This window comes from Anoxybacillus sp. J5B_2022 (assembly GCF_026847645.1).
Taxonomy (GTDB): Bacteria; Bacillota; Bacilli; order Bacillales; family Anoxybacillaceae; genus Anoxybacteroides.
This window is the reverse complement of the sequence record NZ_JAPSMC010000007.1, coordinates 40,723-53,872: the sequence shown is the minus strand read 5'-3', so window position 1 is coordinate 53,872 and position 13,150 is coordinate 40,723. Positions and strand designations below refer to the sequence as shown.

General features: G+C 45.7%; 18 protein-coding genes. All 18 read right to left on the bottom strand.

Annotated elements, in window-relative coordinates; translation table 11 throughout:
* Nucleotides 1-133 precede the first annotated feature (133 nt).
* The 18 genes from M4I42_RS03705 to efp all read right to left on the bottom strand — a co-directional run bounded on the left by M4I42_RS03705 (nucleotide 134) and on the right by efp (nucleotide 13,135).
* Nucleotides 134-1,012, bottom strand: a complete 879-nt coding sequence (locus M4I42_RS03705; protein ID WP_328284584.1) for a polyprenyl synthetase family protein — start codon at nucleotides 1,010-1,012, stop codon at nucleotides 134-136.
* 5 nt (nucleotides 1,013-1,017) lie between these two features.
* Nucleotides 1,018-1,248, bottom strand: coding sequence for an exodeoxyribonuclease VII small subunit (locus tag M4I42_RS03700; RefSeq protein ID WP_268850898.1), 231 nt, complete (start codon nucleotides 1,246-1,248; stop codon nucleotides 1,018-1,020).
* Nucleotides 1,241-2,593, bottom strand: coding sequence for an exodeoxyribonuclease VII large subunit (xseA, locus tag M4I42_RS03695; protein WP_268850897.1), 1,353 nt, complete (start codon nucleotides 2,591-2,593; stop codon nucleotides 1,241-1,243). Before xseA ends, M4I42_RS03700 begins: the two co-directional genes overlap by 8 nt.
* 14 nt (nucleotides 2,594-2,607) lie before the next feature.
* Nucleotides 2,608-3,471, bottom strand: coding sequence for a bifunctional methylenetetrahydrofolate dehydrogenase/methenyltetrahydrofolate cyclohydrolase FolD (folD, locus tag M4I42_RS03690; protein WP_268850896.1), 864 nt, complete (start codon nucleotides 3,469-3,471; stop codon nucleotides 2,608-2,610).
* Nucleotides 3,472-3,535: 64 nt separating this feature from the next.
* The gene (nusB, locus tag M4I42_RS03685) at nucleotides 3,536-3,931 is read right to left on the bottom strand and encodes a transcription antitermination factor NusB (RefSeq protein ID WP_268850895.1); all 396 of its coding nucleotides are present in this window, start codon (nucleotides 3,929-3,931) and stop codon (nucleotides 3,536-3,538) included.
* A gap of 618 nt (nucleotides 3,932-4,549) precedes the next feature.
* A complete protein-coding gene (locus tag M4I42_RS03680; protein WP_268850894.1) occupies nucleotides 4,550-4,942 on the bottom strand; it encodes an Asp23/Gls24 family envelope stress response protein in 393 nt (130 codons plus the stop codon).
* A gap of 12 nt (nucleotides 4,943-4,954) precedes the next feature.
* Nucleotides 4,955-6,307, bottom strand: a complete 1,353-nt coding sequence (gene accC / locus M4I42_RS03675; RefSeq protein WP_268850893.1) for an acetyl-CoA carboxylase biotin carboxylase subunit — start codon at nucleotides 6,305-6,307, stop codon at nucleotides 4,955-4,957.
* Between the two features lie 15 nt (nucleotides 6,308-6,322).
* Nucleotides 6,323-6,820: an acetyl-CoA carboxylase biotin carboxyl carrier protein gene (accB, locus tag M4I42_RS03670; protein WP_268850892.1), complete on the bottom strand. Its 498-nt coding sequence runs from the start codon at nucleotides 6,818-6,820 to the stop codon at nucleotides 6,323-6,325.
* A 220-nt stretch (nucleotides 6,821-7,040) separates the two neighbouring features.
* Nucleotides 7,041-7,619, bottom strand: a complete 579-nt coding sequence (locus M4I42_RS03665; protein ID WP_268850891.1) for a SpoIIIAH-like family protein — start codon at nucleotides 7,617-7,619, stop codon at nucleotides 7,041-7,043.
* Nucleotides 7,620-7,635: 16 nt separating this feature from the next.
* The gene (gene spoIIIAG, locus M4I42_RS03660; protein ID WP_268850890.1) at nucleotides 7,636-8,265 is read right to left on the bottom strand and encodes a stage III sporulation protein AG; all 630 of its coding nucleotides are present in this window, start codon (nucleotides 8,263-8,265) and stop codon (nucleotides 7,636-7,638) included.
* Entirely contained in the window at nucleotides 8,249-8,881 is a 633-nt protein-coding gene (gene spoIIIAF, locus M4I42_RS03655) for a stage III sporulation protein AF (protein ID WP_268850889.1), read from the bottom strand. Before spoIIIAF ends, spoIIIAG begins: the two co-directional genes overlap by 17 nt.
* 13 nt (nucleotides 8,882-8,894) lie before the next feature.
* A complete protein-coding gene (gene spoIIIAE / locus M4I42_RS03650) occupies nucleotides 8,895-10,061 on the bottom strand; it encodes a stage III sporulation protein AE (RefSeq protein WP_268850888.1) in 1,167 nt (388 codons plus the stop codon).
* A gap of 4 nt (nucleotides 10,062-10,065) precedes the next feature.
* On the bottom strand, nucleotides 10,066-10,470 hold the full coding sequence (spoIIIAD, locus tag M4I42_RS03645; RefSeq protein WP_268850887.1) for a stage III sporulation protein AD: 405 nt from the start codon (nucleotides 10,468-10,470) through the stop codon (nucleotides 10,066-10,068).
* Between the two features lie 6 nt (nucleotides 10,471-10,476).
* Nucleotides 10,477-10,683 carry a stage III sporulation protein AC gene (gene spoIIIAC / locus M4I42_RS03640; RefSeq protein ID WP_268850917.1) on the bottom strand — a complete coding sequence of 69 codons (207 nt, stop codon included), beginning with the start codon at nucleotides 10,681-10,683 and terminating at the stop codon, nucleotides 10,477-10,479.
* Nucleotides 10,684-10,702: 19 nt separating this feature from the next.
* Nucleotides 10,703-11,215: a stage III sporulation protein SpoIIIAB gene (spoIIIAB, locus tag M4I42_RS03635; RefSeq protein WP_268850886.1), complete on the bottom strand. Its 513-nt coding sequence runs from the start codon at nucleotides 11,213-11,215 to the stop codon at nucleotides 10,703-10,705.
* On the bottom strand, nucleotides 11,212-12,135 hold the full coding sequence (gene spoIIIAA, locus M4I42_RS03630; protein WP_268850885.1) for a stage III sporulation protein AA: 924 nt from the start codon (nucleotides 12,133-12,135) through the stop codon (nucleotides 11,212-11,214). Before spoIIIAA ends, spoIIIAB begins: the two co-directional genes overlap by 4 nt.
* A gap of 21 nt (nucleotides 12,136-12,156) precedes the next feature.
* Nucleotides 12,157-12,438 carry a YqhV family protein gene (locus tag M4I42_RS03625; RefSeq protein WP_268850884.1) on the bottom strand — a complete coding sequence of 94 codons (282 nt, stop codon included), beginning with the start codon at nucleotides 12,436-12,438 and terminating at the stop codon, nucleotides 12,157-12,159.
* Between the two features lie 139 nt (nucleotides 12,439-12,577).
* Nucleotides 12,578-13,135 (bottom strand): elongation factor P, encoded by a 558-nt coding sequence (gene efp, locus M4I42_RS03620; protein WP_183254609.1) that lies wholly within the window; start codon nucleotides 13,133-13,135, stop codon nucleotides 12,578-12,580.
* Nucleotides 13,136-13,150: the final 15 nt, after the last annotated feature.

Genomic DNA, 13,150 nt, shown 5'->3' with positions numbered 1-13,150 from the left:
CTCCATTCTTTCACTATAACATAAGAAACGGGGAAGCAGCAACGACCTCTCCTTCTTTTCAAGGAAACCTCCCCTTGAAACATATGGAAGAGGATTTAGCTTCCTCCCACAAACATTTTACTCATACCCGCGTTTAATGATCGCGCGTAGCGACTAAATCGCAAATATAGCGCAATACATCATCTTGTACGTCCGCAGCTTGCAAATAGCGCTTTGCTTCTGCAATATGAAAGTTTAGCTTTTCCTTAGCCCCTTCCATCGTCAATAGTAACGGATACGTTACTTTTTCATTTTCAATATCACTACCGACTTTTTTGCCGATTTTTTCTTCTGATCCTTCAATATCAAGAATATCGTCTCGGATTTGAAACGCTAGCCCTAAATGCGAAGCAAACGCATCTAAATTCGCTTTTTGCGCGTCATTCGCCCCCGCTAACAACGCTCCGGCCAGCACGCTATATTGGAGCATTTTCCCCGTTTTATGACGATGAATATACTCCAACTCTTCTAGCAAAAGCCGCTGTCCTTCTCCTTCCATATCCGCCACTTGTCCGGCAACCATTCCTTCGGGCCCTGCCGCTTTGGCAAGTTCAGCGATCAGAGTCAGTTTAGTCGCTGGCGTCACTTGCGCATCCGGCATATCGGCAATGACTTGAAACGCATACGTAAGCAATCCGTCCCCCGCCAAAATTGCCATTGCTTCGCCGAATACTTTATGGTTTGTCGGCTTTCCGCGCCGCAAATCGTCGTTATCCATGCTCGGCAAATCATCGTGGATTAACGAATACGTATGAATCATTTCAATGGCGCAGGCAACCGGTAGACCAATTTCTGTTTCTTTATGAAACGCATGCAACGTCGCCAATAAAAGGAGCGGACGGATGCGCTTTCCGCCTGCTTCAAGCGAGTATAACATCGCCTGTTTCAACGTGTCCGGTGCGTTCAATTCCGCGATATAGCGGGGAAGTTGTGCCTCGATGCGCTGTTTATGTTCCCGTAAAAATTGCTCCACCACCGTTATTCCTCCTCAATGGAGAAAGGCGCTAATTGTCCGTCTTCGCGCAAAATGTACTCCATTTGTTTTTCGGCATGTTGCAGTTTATCATGGCACCATTTGGAAAGACGCATTCCTTCTTGAAAAAACGAAATTGCCTTTTCAAGCGGAACGTTGCCTTCTTCTAATTTTTCCACGATTTCTTCAAGCTGTTTCATCGCTTCTTCAAACGTTAATTCTTTTTCTTCACTCATCGAACGCTTCCTCCATTCCCCATACGTGACAATCAAGACGCCCATCTTGCAAGCGCACTTGAATCGTATCTCCCGGCTGAACTTGCCGAACACTTTTTACTAATTCCTCTTTTTCATTATAGACTAAGCTGTAGCCGCGCTCCATGATTTTTAGCGGGCTTAACGCATGAAGCTGCGACAAAAGAGAGGTAAACTGCCATTGCTTTTGTTTCAAAAGCGACTGCATTTCTTTTTCTAACGATTTTGTCAGCGCTTGTTGTTTTTCCACCATTTTTGCTAACTGTTCCGCTGGATGATGGGCCTCTAACTTTAGGTGAAGCTGTTCGAAGCGCTCCCGTTTTCGCTCGAAAAGCCGCTCGGTTTGCCGCTTCAGCCGTTCTAAAAGTGTGTCCAGCTGCTGCTCTTTTTGTTCGTACAGTTTTTTCGGATAGCGAAACGCATACGATTTTTGCAGGCGGCTTAACCGCTCGGATTCGGCTGCCATTTTTTCTTTCATCGCCCGAATCAATCGCACTTTTCGTTGCGTCATCCGCTCGATCAATTCGGCGACATGAGGCACGGCTAATTCCGCCGCCCCGGTTGGCGTCGGCGCCCGCAAATCAGCAACGAAATCGGCGATCGTAAAGTCCGTTTCATGGCCGACCGCCGAAATGACCGGAACGCGGGAAGCGAAAATCGCCCGCGCCACCTGCTCTTCATTGAACGCCCAAAGCTCTTCAATCGACCCGCCGCCGCGGCCAACGATCAGCACATCGATATATCCGAGTTCATTCGCTTTTTCAATCGAGCGGACGATCGAATCGACCGCATGTTCGCCTTGAACGAGCGATGGAAACAAAATGACCGTCCCAAGCGGATAGCGGCGGCGAATTGTTGTGACAATATCGCGGATCGCCGCTCCGGTCGGCGATGTGACGACCCCAATATAGCGCGGAAAAGACGGGATCGGCTGTTTATGCTCTGGGGAAAACAATCCTTCTGCTTCGAGCCGCTGTTTCAGCTGTTCATAAGCCAAATACAAGTTCCCGATTCCTTCCGGCTGCATTTCTTTCACATAAATTTGATAGTTGCCGCTCGGTTCGTAGACAGAAATTTCACCGCGCACAAGCACTTTCATGCCGTTCTCCGGCCGAAACGCCAAATAACGGTTATAGCCCGCAAACATGACGGCTTGAATGCGCGCATTTTCGTCTTTGAGCGTAAAATACATATGGCCACGCGAATGATACGTAAAGTTGGAAATTTCCCCTTTAATCCATAAATCTTGCAAATGCGGATCAACTTCGAATTTGCGCTTAATGTATTTCGTCAGCGCCGTCACCGTTACATATTTAATTTCTGCCACAAGACCGTCCTCGCTTATCGCTGAACTTGTTGCGCATATTCGCGCGCTGCTTCTACCGTATTATGAAGAAGCATTGTAATCGTCATCGGACCGACCCCTTTTGGCACAGGCGTTAAATAGCTGGCCACTTCCTTCACTTCATCAAATCGGACGTCACCGCATAATTTTCCATTTTCCGACCGGTTGACGCCGACGTCGATGACGATTGCCCCTTCTTTTACATGTTGCGCACCAATGAGATTTGCCTTTCCGACCGCCACAATTAAAATGTCGGCTTGGCGGGTAATGGCAGCTAAATCTTTCGTTTTCGAATGGCAATACGTCACTGTGGCATGTTCCCGTAAAAACAGCTGACCGACTGGTTTGCCAACAATGTTGCTACGGCCGACGACGACGACATGTTTGCCGGCAATATCGACACCGAGCGACTGCACCATAAATAAAATGCCGTACGGAGTGCACGGAAGAAACGCCTTTTGTCCGACCATCATGCGGCCGACGTTAATCGGGTGAAAGCCATCAACATCTTTTTCAGGTGCAATCGCTTCGATCACTTTCAGTTCGTTAATATGGCTTGGAAGCGGGAGTTGTACTAAGATCCCGTGAATCGCCGGATCACGATTAAGCTGTTCGATTTGCTGCAATAAAAACGATTCTGTAACCGTTTCTGGAAACGTCAACAATGTCGAACGAATGCCGACTTCGGCGCACGCTTTTTGTTTCCCTTTCACGTATGAATGGGATGCTGGGTTGTCACCAACAAGAATGACCGCAAGTCCTGGCTCAATCCCTTTGCTCTTTAGCTCCTCCACTTCTTTTGCCAATTGGGCGCGTTTTGCGCTTGCTAATTCTGTTCCATTAATGATTTGTGCTGCCATCGTTCCTACTCCCCTTTTCTGATCGTTCATTTTGTGTCGTTTATATTTGGCATTGTATCAGCAATCATGACATTTGCAATGCGTCTTTCACTTTTGAAAGAACCGCGTTAATAAACCGGCTTGATTTATCATCGCCAAATTTTTTCGCTAATTCGATCGCTTCATCAAAGCTTACGTTCACTGGAACGTCGTCGATATATTTCATTTCGTATGTTGCCATGCGCAAAATGGAACGATCGACGTTTGCGACCCTCTCTAACGTCCACTTTTCAAGGTTGCTTCGCAATAGTTCATCGATTTCCGCTTGATGTTCAATGACTCCGAACACAAGCTGGTGTAAAAACGGATCCACTGCTTCGTCTTGGACGACGTTTTGAATCGCTTCTTCTGGCTCAATCCGACCGACGTCAATTTGAAACAGCGCTTGGAGCGCCTTTTCCCTCGCTGTATGTCGCTTCATCGTTTCCCTCCTTGTTTTCACTAGTAGCGACAGAGCTATACAGTCGCCTTCGCTTTTCGTATTGTCTAGCTACGGCTCCTAGCTCTCTTGTGCCAAACAACCTTCCTCCGTCGAAGCAAAAAGCGCTTCTCGTCGGAAGAACGTCTGGCTTCGAGAGCTATACAGTCGCCTTCGCTTTTCGTATTGTCTAGCTACGGCTCCTAGCTCTCTTGTGCCAAACAACCTTCCTCCGTCGAAGCAAAAAGCGCTTCTCGTCGGAAGAACGTCTGGCTTCGAGAGCTATACAGTCGCCTTCGCTTTTCGTATTGTCTAGCTACGGCTCCTAGCTCTCTTGTGCCAAACAACCTTCCTCCGTCGAAGCAAAAAGCGCTTCTCGTCGGAAGAACGTTTGGCTTCGAGAGCTATACAGTCGCCTTCGCTTTTCGTATAAACGAACGTTATGTGATGATCATACCATATTTTCGTGATAAACGACACTATAATCCGTACAAATCATTAATGTAGCACATGAAATTATCGCCTTTTATAATTCCTATAAAAAACGCGTCCGTTCACTAAGATAACAAATTTTTTGCAAAATACAAAGGGGGCTTTTTTTATGAGCCCCCGTTTTCTCATTTATTCGTTTTCATGCTCTTGTTTCGCCGTATCGAATTGAACACCAACGACGTGAACGTTAACTTCGCTCGTTTCTAATCCCGTCATATTAAATAGCGCTTGACGGACGTTTTCTTGAATTTTTTTCGCAACGCTCGGAATGGAAACGCCAAATTGAATAAAGCAATAAATGTCGATCGCAACCCCTTCTTCTCTTATGTCGACTTTGACGCCTTTTCCGTGATTTTTTTTGCCTAACCGCTCCACAACACCTGCTGCGAAGTTGCCGCGCATTTGCGCAACACCTTCCACTTCGCTTGCCGCAATACCAGCAATCACTTCAATTACTTCCGGAGCAATCTCCACCTTCCCTAAAGTAGGCTCTTGTTCCATTTCAAATACGTGCTCAGACATCTCCAGCACCTCCTATGATTTCATCACATCATACAACTCAAGAAACTTTGTGTTGAAGTCCCCTTGCACGAATTTTTCGTGCTCTAATAATTTTAAGTGAAAAGGAATCGTTGTATGAATCCCTTCGATAATAAATTCGCTGAGCGCCCGTTTCATTCTCGCAATCGCTTCTTCACGCGTCGGGGCATGGACGATGAGTTTAGCAATCATCGAATCGTAATAAGGGGGAATCATATACCCTGGATAAGCCGCCGAATCGACGCGCACTCCTAATCCTCCAGGCGGGAGGTACATTTGAATCCTTCCCGGTGACGGCATAAAGTTTTTCTCCGGATTTTCGGCATTAATTCGGCATTCAATTGCCCAGCCATTAAACGTCACTTCCTCTTGTGTCAACGATAGCTTTTCACCAGATGCGACGCGAATTTGTTCTTTAATTAAGTCAACGCCTGTAATTAATTCAGTAACAGGATGCTCCACTTGAATGCGCGTATTCATTTCCATAAAGTAAAATTTTTTCGCCTTATGGTCAAAAATGAACTCCACCGTTCCGGCACCGGAGTAGTTAACCGCTTTGGCTGCTTTAACAGCTGCTTCCCCCATCTGCTTACGCATGTCTTCATCTAATGCCGGAGATGGCGCTTCCTCGACAAGCTTTTGCAAACGGCGCTGAATCGAGCAATCACGTTCCCCTAAATGAATGACATTTCCATAAGAATCGGCGAGCACTTGAATTTCGACGTGGCGGAAATCTTCGATATATTTCTCGATGTATACACCCGGATTTCCAAACGCAGTCGCCGCTTCTTGTTGCGTGATGTTAATGCCTTTCACAAGCTCTTGTTCGTTTCTCGCGACGCGGATTCCTTTTCCGCCGCCGCCTGCCGTTGCTTTAATAATGACAGGATAGCCGATTTCGTCCGCTAAAGCAAGCGCCTCATCGATGTTTGCAATGATTCCTTTCGATCCTGGAACGACCGGAACGCCAGCCTCGCGCATCGTTTCGCGGGCAATATCTTTAATGCCCATTTTTGTAATCGCTTCCGGGCTTGGCCCGACAAACGTGATATTGCATTCGCGGCAAAGCTCCGCAAATGCGGCGTTTTCCGCCAAAAACCCATATCCTGGGTGAATGGCATCACAACCAGTTAAGGTGGCGACACTCATAATGTTCGTAAAGTTTAAATAGCTGTCTTTTGAAGCTGTCGGTCCAATACAATACGCTTCATCGGCTAATTGAACGTGTAGCGCTTCCCGGTCCGCTTCCGAAAACACCGCCACCGCTTCGATGCCAAGCTCTTTGCACGCGCGAATGACGCGAACGGCGATTTCCCCCCGGTTTGCTACTAATAACTTTTTGATCATGGCCCGTCCTCCTTATTATTCTGGCTTCACAAGGAATAGAGGTTGTCCATATTCGACGAGCTGGCCATTTTGGACAAGAATTTCTACGATTTCACCGTTGATTTCTGCTTCGATTTCGTTAAAGAGCTTCATCGCTTCGATGATACAAACAATCGTATCGGTTTTGACTTTATCGCCCACTTTGACATATGGCGGTGCGTCTGGAGATGGCGCGGCATAAAATGTTCCGACCATCGGCGATGTAATTTTATGCAAATTGTCTGCTTTCACTACTTCTTGTTTTGGCGGTTCTTCTTGCTTCACTTCTTGCACAGGCGCTTGCGGCGCTGTCACTTCTGGAACGACCACTTTTGGCGCTCGTTCCACGACCGTTTTAACAACCGCTTCGACCGGAACATTTCCGTTCGGTTTTTTCATATGTACTTTTGTGCCCTCGTGCTCGTATAAAAATTCCTCAATGTTTGCTTGGTCAATTAACCGAATGAGTTCACGAATTTCTTGAATTTTCAACATTGTTCACACCTCTCGCCCCATAATTGTGTCATATACTACCATCATACGACAGACCTTCCTTCATATTCAACAATAGAATGTGACTTTTCGGCAGATTTACTACCTAGTCATATAAACAATTATTATTATATAGCATTAAAATCATTTTTCCACTGTAAAAATAAAATACCCTTATTTTCAGAAAAAAAAGCCGGCCTCTATAAAGAAGCCAGCTTCTTCGCTATTTTACCGGTTGAAACTCGACAGCAATATCTTGCATGTCGTTCATCTCGCTTTTCACAAGTTGAATGATTTCATTGGCCGCTTTCGCAGAGCTAGTTTTCGCTTTTACGGTTACTCTTACCGTATCCCCATCAGCGCGAACGAGCACGTCTTCATACCCTCCTTTTGATTTAATGAGCGTTTCTAACGTCGCTTCTTTTTCAGCAAGCGCTTCAAGCTGCTGAATTTTGTCAATGGCTTCGCTCTTCTGCTCAGCGGTTGCGCTTGTGGAGGCAACGACCGCATTTAATTGGTCGCGCAAACGGCTGCGTTCGTCGTCAATTTGCATGCGCAAAGCGGTAAAGACGTCATCGCTGGCGATGCTCGATGTCACTTTGCCATCCTGCACATCCGTTTCTTCCACAGCCATATCGGCCCCTTTTGTTTCAGTTTGTTTTTTCGCATCGTTTGTTTTCGTTTGATCATTCATAAACGCTACACTATCATTCATATCTTTTGGAGCCGTCACATAATATACAGACAATACAACTACTAAACTTAACATCGTTAATAGCCAGACAGTTTGTTTTTTTAACATTTTGATCGATCCTCCCTTATTTTTTTGGCAAGACGGCGACGCGATAACTTGGTACATTGAGAACGCGTGTTACCGCTTCGACGATCCATTTTTTAATTTGCAAATTATCAGCCCCCTTAGCAACGACGAGCACTCCGCGAATGTCCGGTTTTTTCGTTGTTACAACAATCGGTTTTTCGCTTTCCCCATCGCGGACGATGACGACTTGTTCGTTAAATGAATGATTTTCGATTTTTCGTTTGCCGCCTTCACGGTCTGTTTCGTCCGTTGTTTGTTGCTGAGTGACCCGGTTTTTTTCTAACACTTTTATTTCGGTGGCATCAACGTTGACAACGACCGTTACGTCGTCTACTCCTTCAATGGCTTCTAGTGCAGCTTTTAGCTGTTCTTCATACCGCTGTTCATACTCAGCGATGACTTTTGCCTTCGTATCGGACGTTTGCCCGAATGCTTCAACTGCTTTGTCGGTCGCTTTTCCCGAAACCGCAACAGCATTTGTCGACGATGGAGCTTTCCACGTATGGTTCATGAGCATCACCAACACCCCAACGAAAAGCAGGAGCAGCACGTAAGAAGCGGGTGTAGGCTTCTTTTCTTTTGTCTCTTTTTCCGACGGCGCAAGCCATCGCTTAATGAACGGAAACATCCCCCCAGTCCCTCCCCTCGATTTGGACAACGATTTTTTCTTCGTGTACTCCCCATTTCGCCGCGAAAAACGACGCAAGCTTTTTTCGTAACGCTTCATCTTCTGCATTGTTTGGAATGGGCTTTGACACGTCGATCATAACAGGCTGAATCGTTTCTTGCTTTTGCTCCTGCTGCTGACTGACAATTACTTCAATTGCTTGAATATCGTCAGGAGTTTGCAATGATGAACTTTCTTTTGTTTGCAAAGTGATATGTTGCACGGTCAATCCATATTGTTTCATCAACTCCCCAGCTACTTGTTTTTTCATCTGGACAGCCATTTGTTCTAAAATATATGCACGTTGTGAGGCTTGTATTTCTTTTTTCTTCTGTTCTAGTTCATTTTTCATCGTTTCTTGTTGCCCGCTTCCTTCCGCTGTCACTGTTGCTAAAAGACGATCGACATCGATGGAAAAAATGTTTAACAGCGGGGATAGCATAATGAGAAGGAGAATAAGCCCGACGACCATTTTTACGTATTTTTGAAAACTTGAAGAAGGGAGTAATAAATCAATGACGATCGCAAACAAAATAAATACGATAATATTAGTGACCCATTCAATGATGAAGTGCACGGATTCTCCCTCCTTACCGAACCATCATCGTAATATTTCCAGCGGTAATGATGACCGTTAAACTAAGAAAAAACATGAGCGAGACGATCGCTAACGCAGCCAAAATATAGAGGATACTTTTGCTAATGATGTTTAAGCAAGAAATGACAGGACCGCCGCCGAGCGGTTGCAAAACGGCAGCAGATAGTTTGTAAACAAAAGCAATCGTGAAAATTTTTAAGGCCGGAAATGCAGCGATGATGAGCAATAATGCCACTCCAGCGACTCCAACCGCATTTTTCAACAACATCGAAGCGGTGACAACCGTATCCGTCGCGTCCGTAAACATTTTCCCGATGACTGGAATGAAATTTCCCGCGACAAATTTAGCGGTCCTTAACGCGATGCCGTCTGCGATCGCCGATGTTGCTCCTTTGACAGACATGACACCGAGAAAAATAGTTAAAATCGAACCGAGCGTTGCCATCCCTACTTTCGTGAATAAATCGGCTAGTTGCGTCACTTTATAATGTTCAGACATCGTACTGACGATGTTTAACAGCGCTGCTAAAAACAAAAGCGGCAACGCCACATACTCAACAATCCCTCCCGTCACATTCATTAAAAAAAGAATCATTGGGTGGAAAAAGGCAGCCGAAACAAGCCCTCCGGAAGAAGCTAACAGTGCCAGCAACAGCGGAATGAGGGCAATCATAAAATGAGTCATTGTTTGAATGGCCTCTTGGGCGTATTCCATCCCCAGCCGAAAGCTGTTTAGTGCGAGGATCATCAACACCATATACACGACTGCATATGCTACTTTGCTGACAGCTTGTTGTTCAAACGCGGTTTGCAGCGATTGTAAGAACATACTGAACACCGTCAATAAAATGAGCATACCGAGCAGCTTGCTATTCGCTTGCAGTTCGTAAATGAGAAATTTTAAAAACGCCGTAAGCCACGCTTTTAGCGACCATTCTTTCTCCCCTTGCAAAAATTCAACAAGCGACCCTTTCTGGCTTTCCGGCAAAAAACCGCCGTACTTTACGATGATGTCGTTCCAATAGTTTTGGATGTCCTTTATATCTATTGATTCCAGCTGTTTTTCGGCAAGTTGCTCTTCGTTAGGCGCAGCTTGTACTACATACGGCAACAAAAAAAAGGAAGCGGCAACTAACCACGAAATGATCGCTTTTTTCAATAAATCACCCCCTTGATGAAGGAATCAAGCCAATCACTGTTTCGATAATGGCCGTTAAAATCGGGATCGCCATCGCTAAAATTAAAATTTTGCCGCCAAGTTCGATCTTGGAAGCGATTGCTCCTTGCCCAGCATCTTTCGAGATTTGCGACGCAAATTCTGCGATATAAGCAATACCGATAATTTTTAAAATCGTTTCAAAATACACCATATTGACGTTCGTGTCAGAAGCCACTTTTTGCAACATGCGCAAAATCGCGCTAATTTGGTCAATTAAAAAAAGAAAAATGATGCATCCGACAAACACCGTTAGTAAAAACGCCACGCTCGATTTATGCTCCTTTAGCAGCACGACTAAAAACGTGGCGATCAATCCTATGCCAACAATTTGCAACATTTCAATCGCCATCTCCCCCTAACTTCGGAACAAAAACACGTCTTTTATCTTTTGGAACAAGTCGCTAATGACGGAGGCGACCATAAACAAAATGTAAATAAAGCCGAGCAGAGTGACCCATTGTGCAAACTCCTTTTTCCCCATTTGATCAAGTACTGTATGCAGTAAAGCGATCGCGATGCCTACTCCAGCGATTTTAAAAATGACATCGACATCAATCCCCATCATCGTTTTCCTCCTAGAGTTAAATCAATAAAATAATGAGAAGCAGCCCTACAAGAAACCCTAAACTTTTCGCCATCTTTTCATAGCGGGCTTTTTTTTCGAGCGCATCTTGTTCTTCGCGGTCAAGATGGACAAGCGCCAAAGCAATTTGCTTTTGTTGAGCAACTCTGTCATATTGGCCTAACGTTTCGCCAAATTGCTTCATCACTTCAAATTCTCCTTGTTTTAGCGCGGTCGCTCGCCAAATCGCCCGCAAGCTATCTTCCCACGCTTCGTGGACGCTCGTTTCCCCCGTTTGTAGTTTTTCAGCAAACCGCTCAAAGAAGCGCGAAAACGGAAAAGCGAGCTGCCGCGCTAAATGCAGCGCCGCTTCCGCTAACGGAGTGTGGCCATACATAATTTCCGCCTCTAGTGCCTGCAACGCTATTTTTAACTGCCGCAGTTGTCTAGGACGTTCGCTTAACTGACGCGATGCCTCAAATCCGCTCCATGTCGTCGCAAGCAAAATAAGCAACGCTCCAAACCACTTCATTTTCTCACCTCCGCCCCGAATAATACCGTCCCTGACCTGTCAATAATGCGCCGAATCGTTCCGGGACCGCGCTCATTCGTCAGTTCAATAAACCGTTCAAATACGCGTTGTTCGATGAGCGGACGCAACGTCGGTCGTTGGGCGATGTCACCCCAATTTTTTCCGTGAACGGTCGTCCATACGCAAACACCGGCATGAACGGCTTCCAACATCGCCTCGCTATCTTCCCAGCGCCCAATTTCATCAACAATGAGCACGTCTGGGCTCATCGATCGAATCATCATCATCATTCCTTCTGCTTTCGGGCAAGCGTCAAGCACATCGACGCGATGCCCTAGCTCAAATTGTGGTATACCTTTGACACATCCAGCAATTTCGGAACGTTCATCGACAATACCTACTTTTTGCGCCGGAATGTTTTTCGCTGGGACACCGCTGCTAATCGTGCGGGCAATGTCACGAAGCAAAGTTGTTTTTCCTGTCTGAGGAGAGCCAATAATCATCGTGTTGCACCACCGTCCGTTATGCACATATGGAATGAGCGGTTGGGCGATGCCGATTTTTTGCTTGGCAACGCGAATATTAAAAGAGGTGACGTGACGAATTGCTTTCACACTTCCACCGTCGGTAATGACTTTCCCTGCTAATCCGACACGATGTCCGCCTTGAATCGTAATAAATCCTCGTTTTAATTCTTCTTCGATCGCATAAATCGAATAATGGCTGAGCTTGTTCAAAAGGTGAACACCGTCTTCCGCTGTCACTTCATAAGGCAGAAAGTATGGAGTGCCTTTCGCGATCACTTCTAACGGGCGCTGCACGCGAATGCGAATTTCCTCGATCTCGCTTTTCAACGAAAACGGCCATTGCTCCAGTGCAGCAGCAATTGTTTTCGGCAACACGTCCATGATCGTTTGCATACGCCCCCGCCTCCTTATGTATTACTTATAAATTCCGAAGAGAATGAACGCGACACCGAGCCCGATCCAAAATAGTTTTGCAAAAGAAAGCTCGTCCGTTAGCGAAAGAAGGCCGATGGTCATCGTCATGATGAAAATGATTGGACCGACGATCGCAAGCAGTGCATTGATTGCCACCGCTTTTTTCACATCGTTGAAAGCTAACATCGTCATCGCTGCCGTCAATTCAATTGCTGCGGATAATAAACGCAATCCTGCCATCGAAAGAACCGTTGCATCGATCAGCGCGAACCATCGTTTCATTGAATCCCCCTAAAATAATATGATTAGTACAAACTATGCAAAGCCGCTTCGTTTCAGAAGTGGTTTTTAGGCAAAATCAAGAAAAACGGAGCTAAGCAATAAAAAAACCCCTTGCTATACAGCAAGGAGTTTCTTATAGTTACGCGCGGGATACGTATGTTCCGTCTGTCGTATTGATGATAAGTACGTCGCCTTCGTTTACGAAGAACGGCACTTGCACGACAAGGCCTGTTTCCAATGTTGCCGGTTTAGAGCCGCCAGAAGCCGTATCGCCTTTAATGCCTGGCTCTGTTTCTACGACTTTTAGTTCCACTGTGTTCGGAAGCTCAACGCCAATCGTTTCGCCTTGATACATCATAATGAATACTTCCATATTTTCTTTTAAGAATTTTAATTCGTGCTCGATTTGTTGCGAAGAAAGCTCAATTTGCTCATATGTTTCCGTGTCCATAAAGACGTGTTGATCACCGTTCGCATATAAATATTGCATTTTCCGGTTGTCAATTTGGGCACGGTTGACTTTTTCACCTGCACGGAACGTTTTTTCTTGAATCGATCCAGTGCGAAGGTTGCGTAATTTAGAGCGAACGAACGCCGCTCCTTTCCCTGGTTTCACGTGTTGGAACTCGATGACGCGCCAAATATCGCCATCTACTTCGATCGTTAGTCCTGTACGAAAGTCGTTCACTGAAATCATTGACAAATGTCCTCC

Excerpts from the sequence above, each read along its gene's own strand:
- efp (WP_183254609.1), bottom strand. The coding sequence starts at position 13,135 with ATGATTTCAGTGAACGACTTTCGTACAGGACTAACGATCGAAGTAGAT.
- accB (WP_268850892.1), bottom strand. The coding sequence starts at position 6,820 with ATGTTGAAAATTCAAGAAATTCGTGAACTCATTCGGTTAATTGACCAA.
- M4I42_RS03665 (WP_268850891.1), bottom strand. The coding sequence starts at position 7,619 with ATGTTAAAAAAACAAACTGTCTGGCTATTAACGATGTTAAGTTTAGTA.
- nusB (WP_268850895.1), bottom strand. The coding sequence starts at position 3,931 with ATGAAGCGACATACAGCGAGGGAAAAGGCGCTCCAAGCGCTGTTTCAA.
- spoIIIAB (WP_268850886.1), bottom strand. The coding sequence starts at position 11,215 with ATGAAGTGGTTTGGAGCGTTGCTTATTTTGCTTGCGACGACATGGAGC.
- spoIIIAG (WP_268850890.1), bottom strand. The coding sequence starts at position 8,265 with ATGTTTCCGTTCATTAAGCGATGGCTTGCGCCGTCGGAAAAAGAGACA.
- spoIIIAD (WP_268850887.1), bottom strand. The coding sequence starts at position 10,470 with ATGGCGATTGAAATGTTGCAAATTGTTGGCATAGGATTGATCGCCACG.
- accC (WP_268850893.1), bottom strand. The coding sequence starts at position 6,307 with ATGATCAAAAAGTTATTAGTAGCAAACCGGGGGGAAATCGCCGTTCGC.
- folD (WP_268850896.1), bottom strand. The coding sequence starts at position 3,471 with ATGGCAGCACAAATCATTAATGGAACAGAATTAGCAAGCGCAAAACGC.
- spoIIIAA (WP_268850885.1), bottom strand. The coding sequence starts at position 12,135 with ATGCAAACGATCATGGACGTGTTGCCGAAAACAATTGCTGCTGCACTG.
- M4I42_RS03700 (WP_268850898.1), bottom strand. The coding sequence starts at position 1,248 with ATGAGTGAAGAAAAAGAATTAACGTTTGAAGAAGCGATGAAACAGCTT.
- M4I42_RS03680 (WP_268850894.1), bottom strand. The coding sequence starts at position 4,942 with ATGTCTGAGCACGTATTTGAAATGGAACAAGAGCCTACTTTAGGGAAG.
- spoIIIAC (WP_268850917.1), bottom strand. The coding sequence starts at position 10,683 with ATGGGGATTGATGTCGATGTCATTTTTAAAATCGCTGGAGTAGGCATC.
- M4I42_RS03625 (WP_268850884.1), bottom strand. The coding sequence starts at position 12,438 with ATGAAACGATGGTTCGCGCTGATCGATGCAACGGTTCTTTCGATGGCA.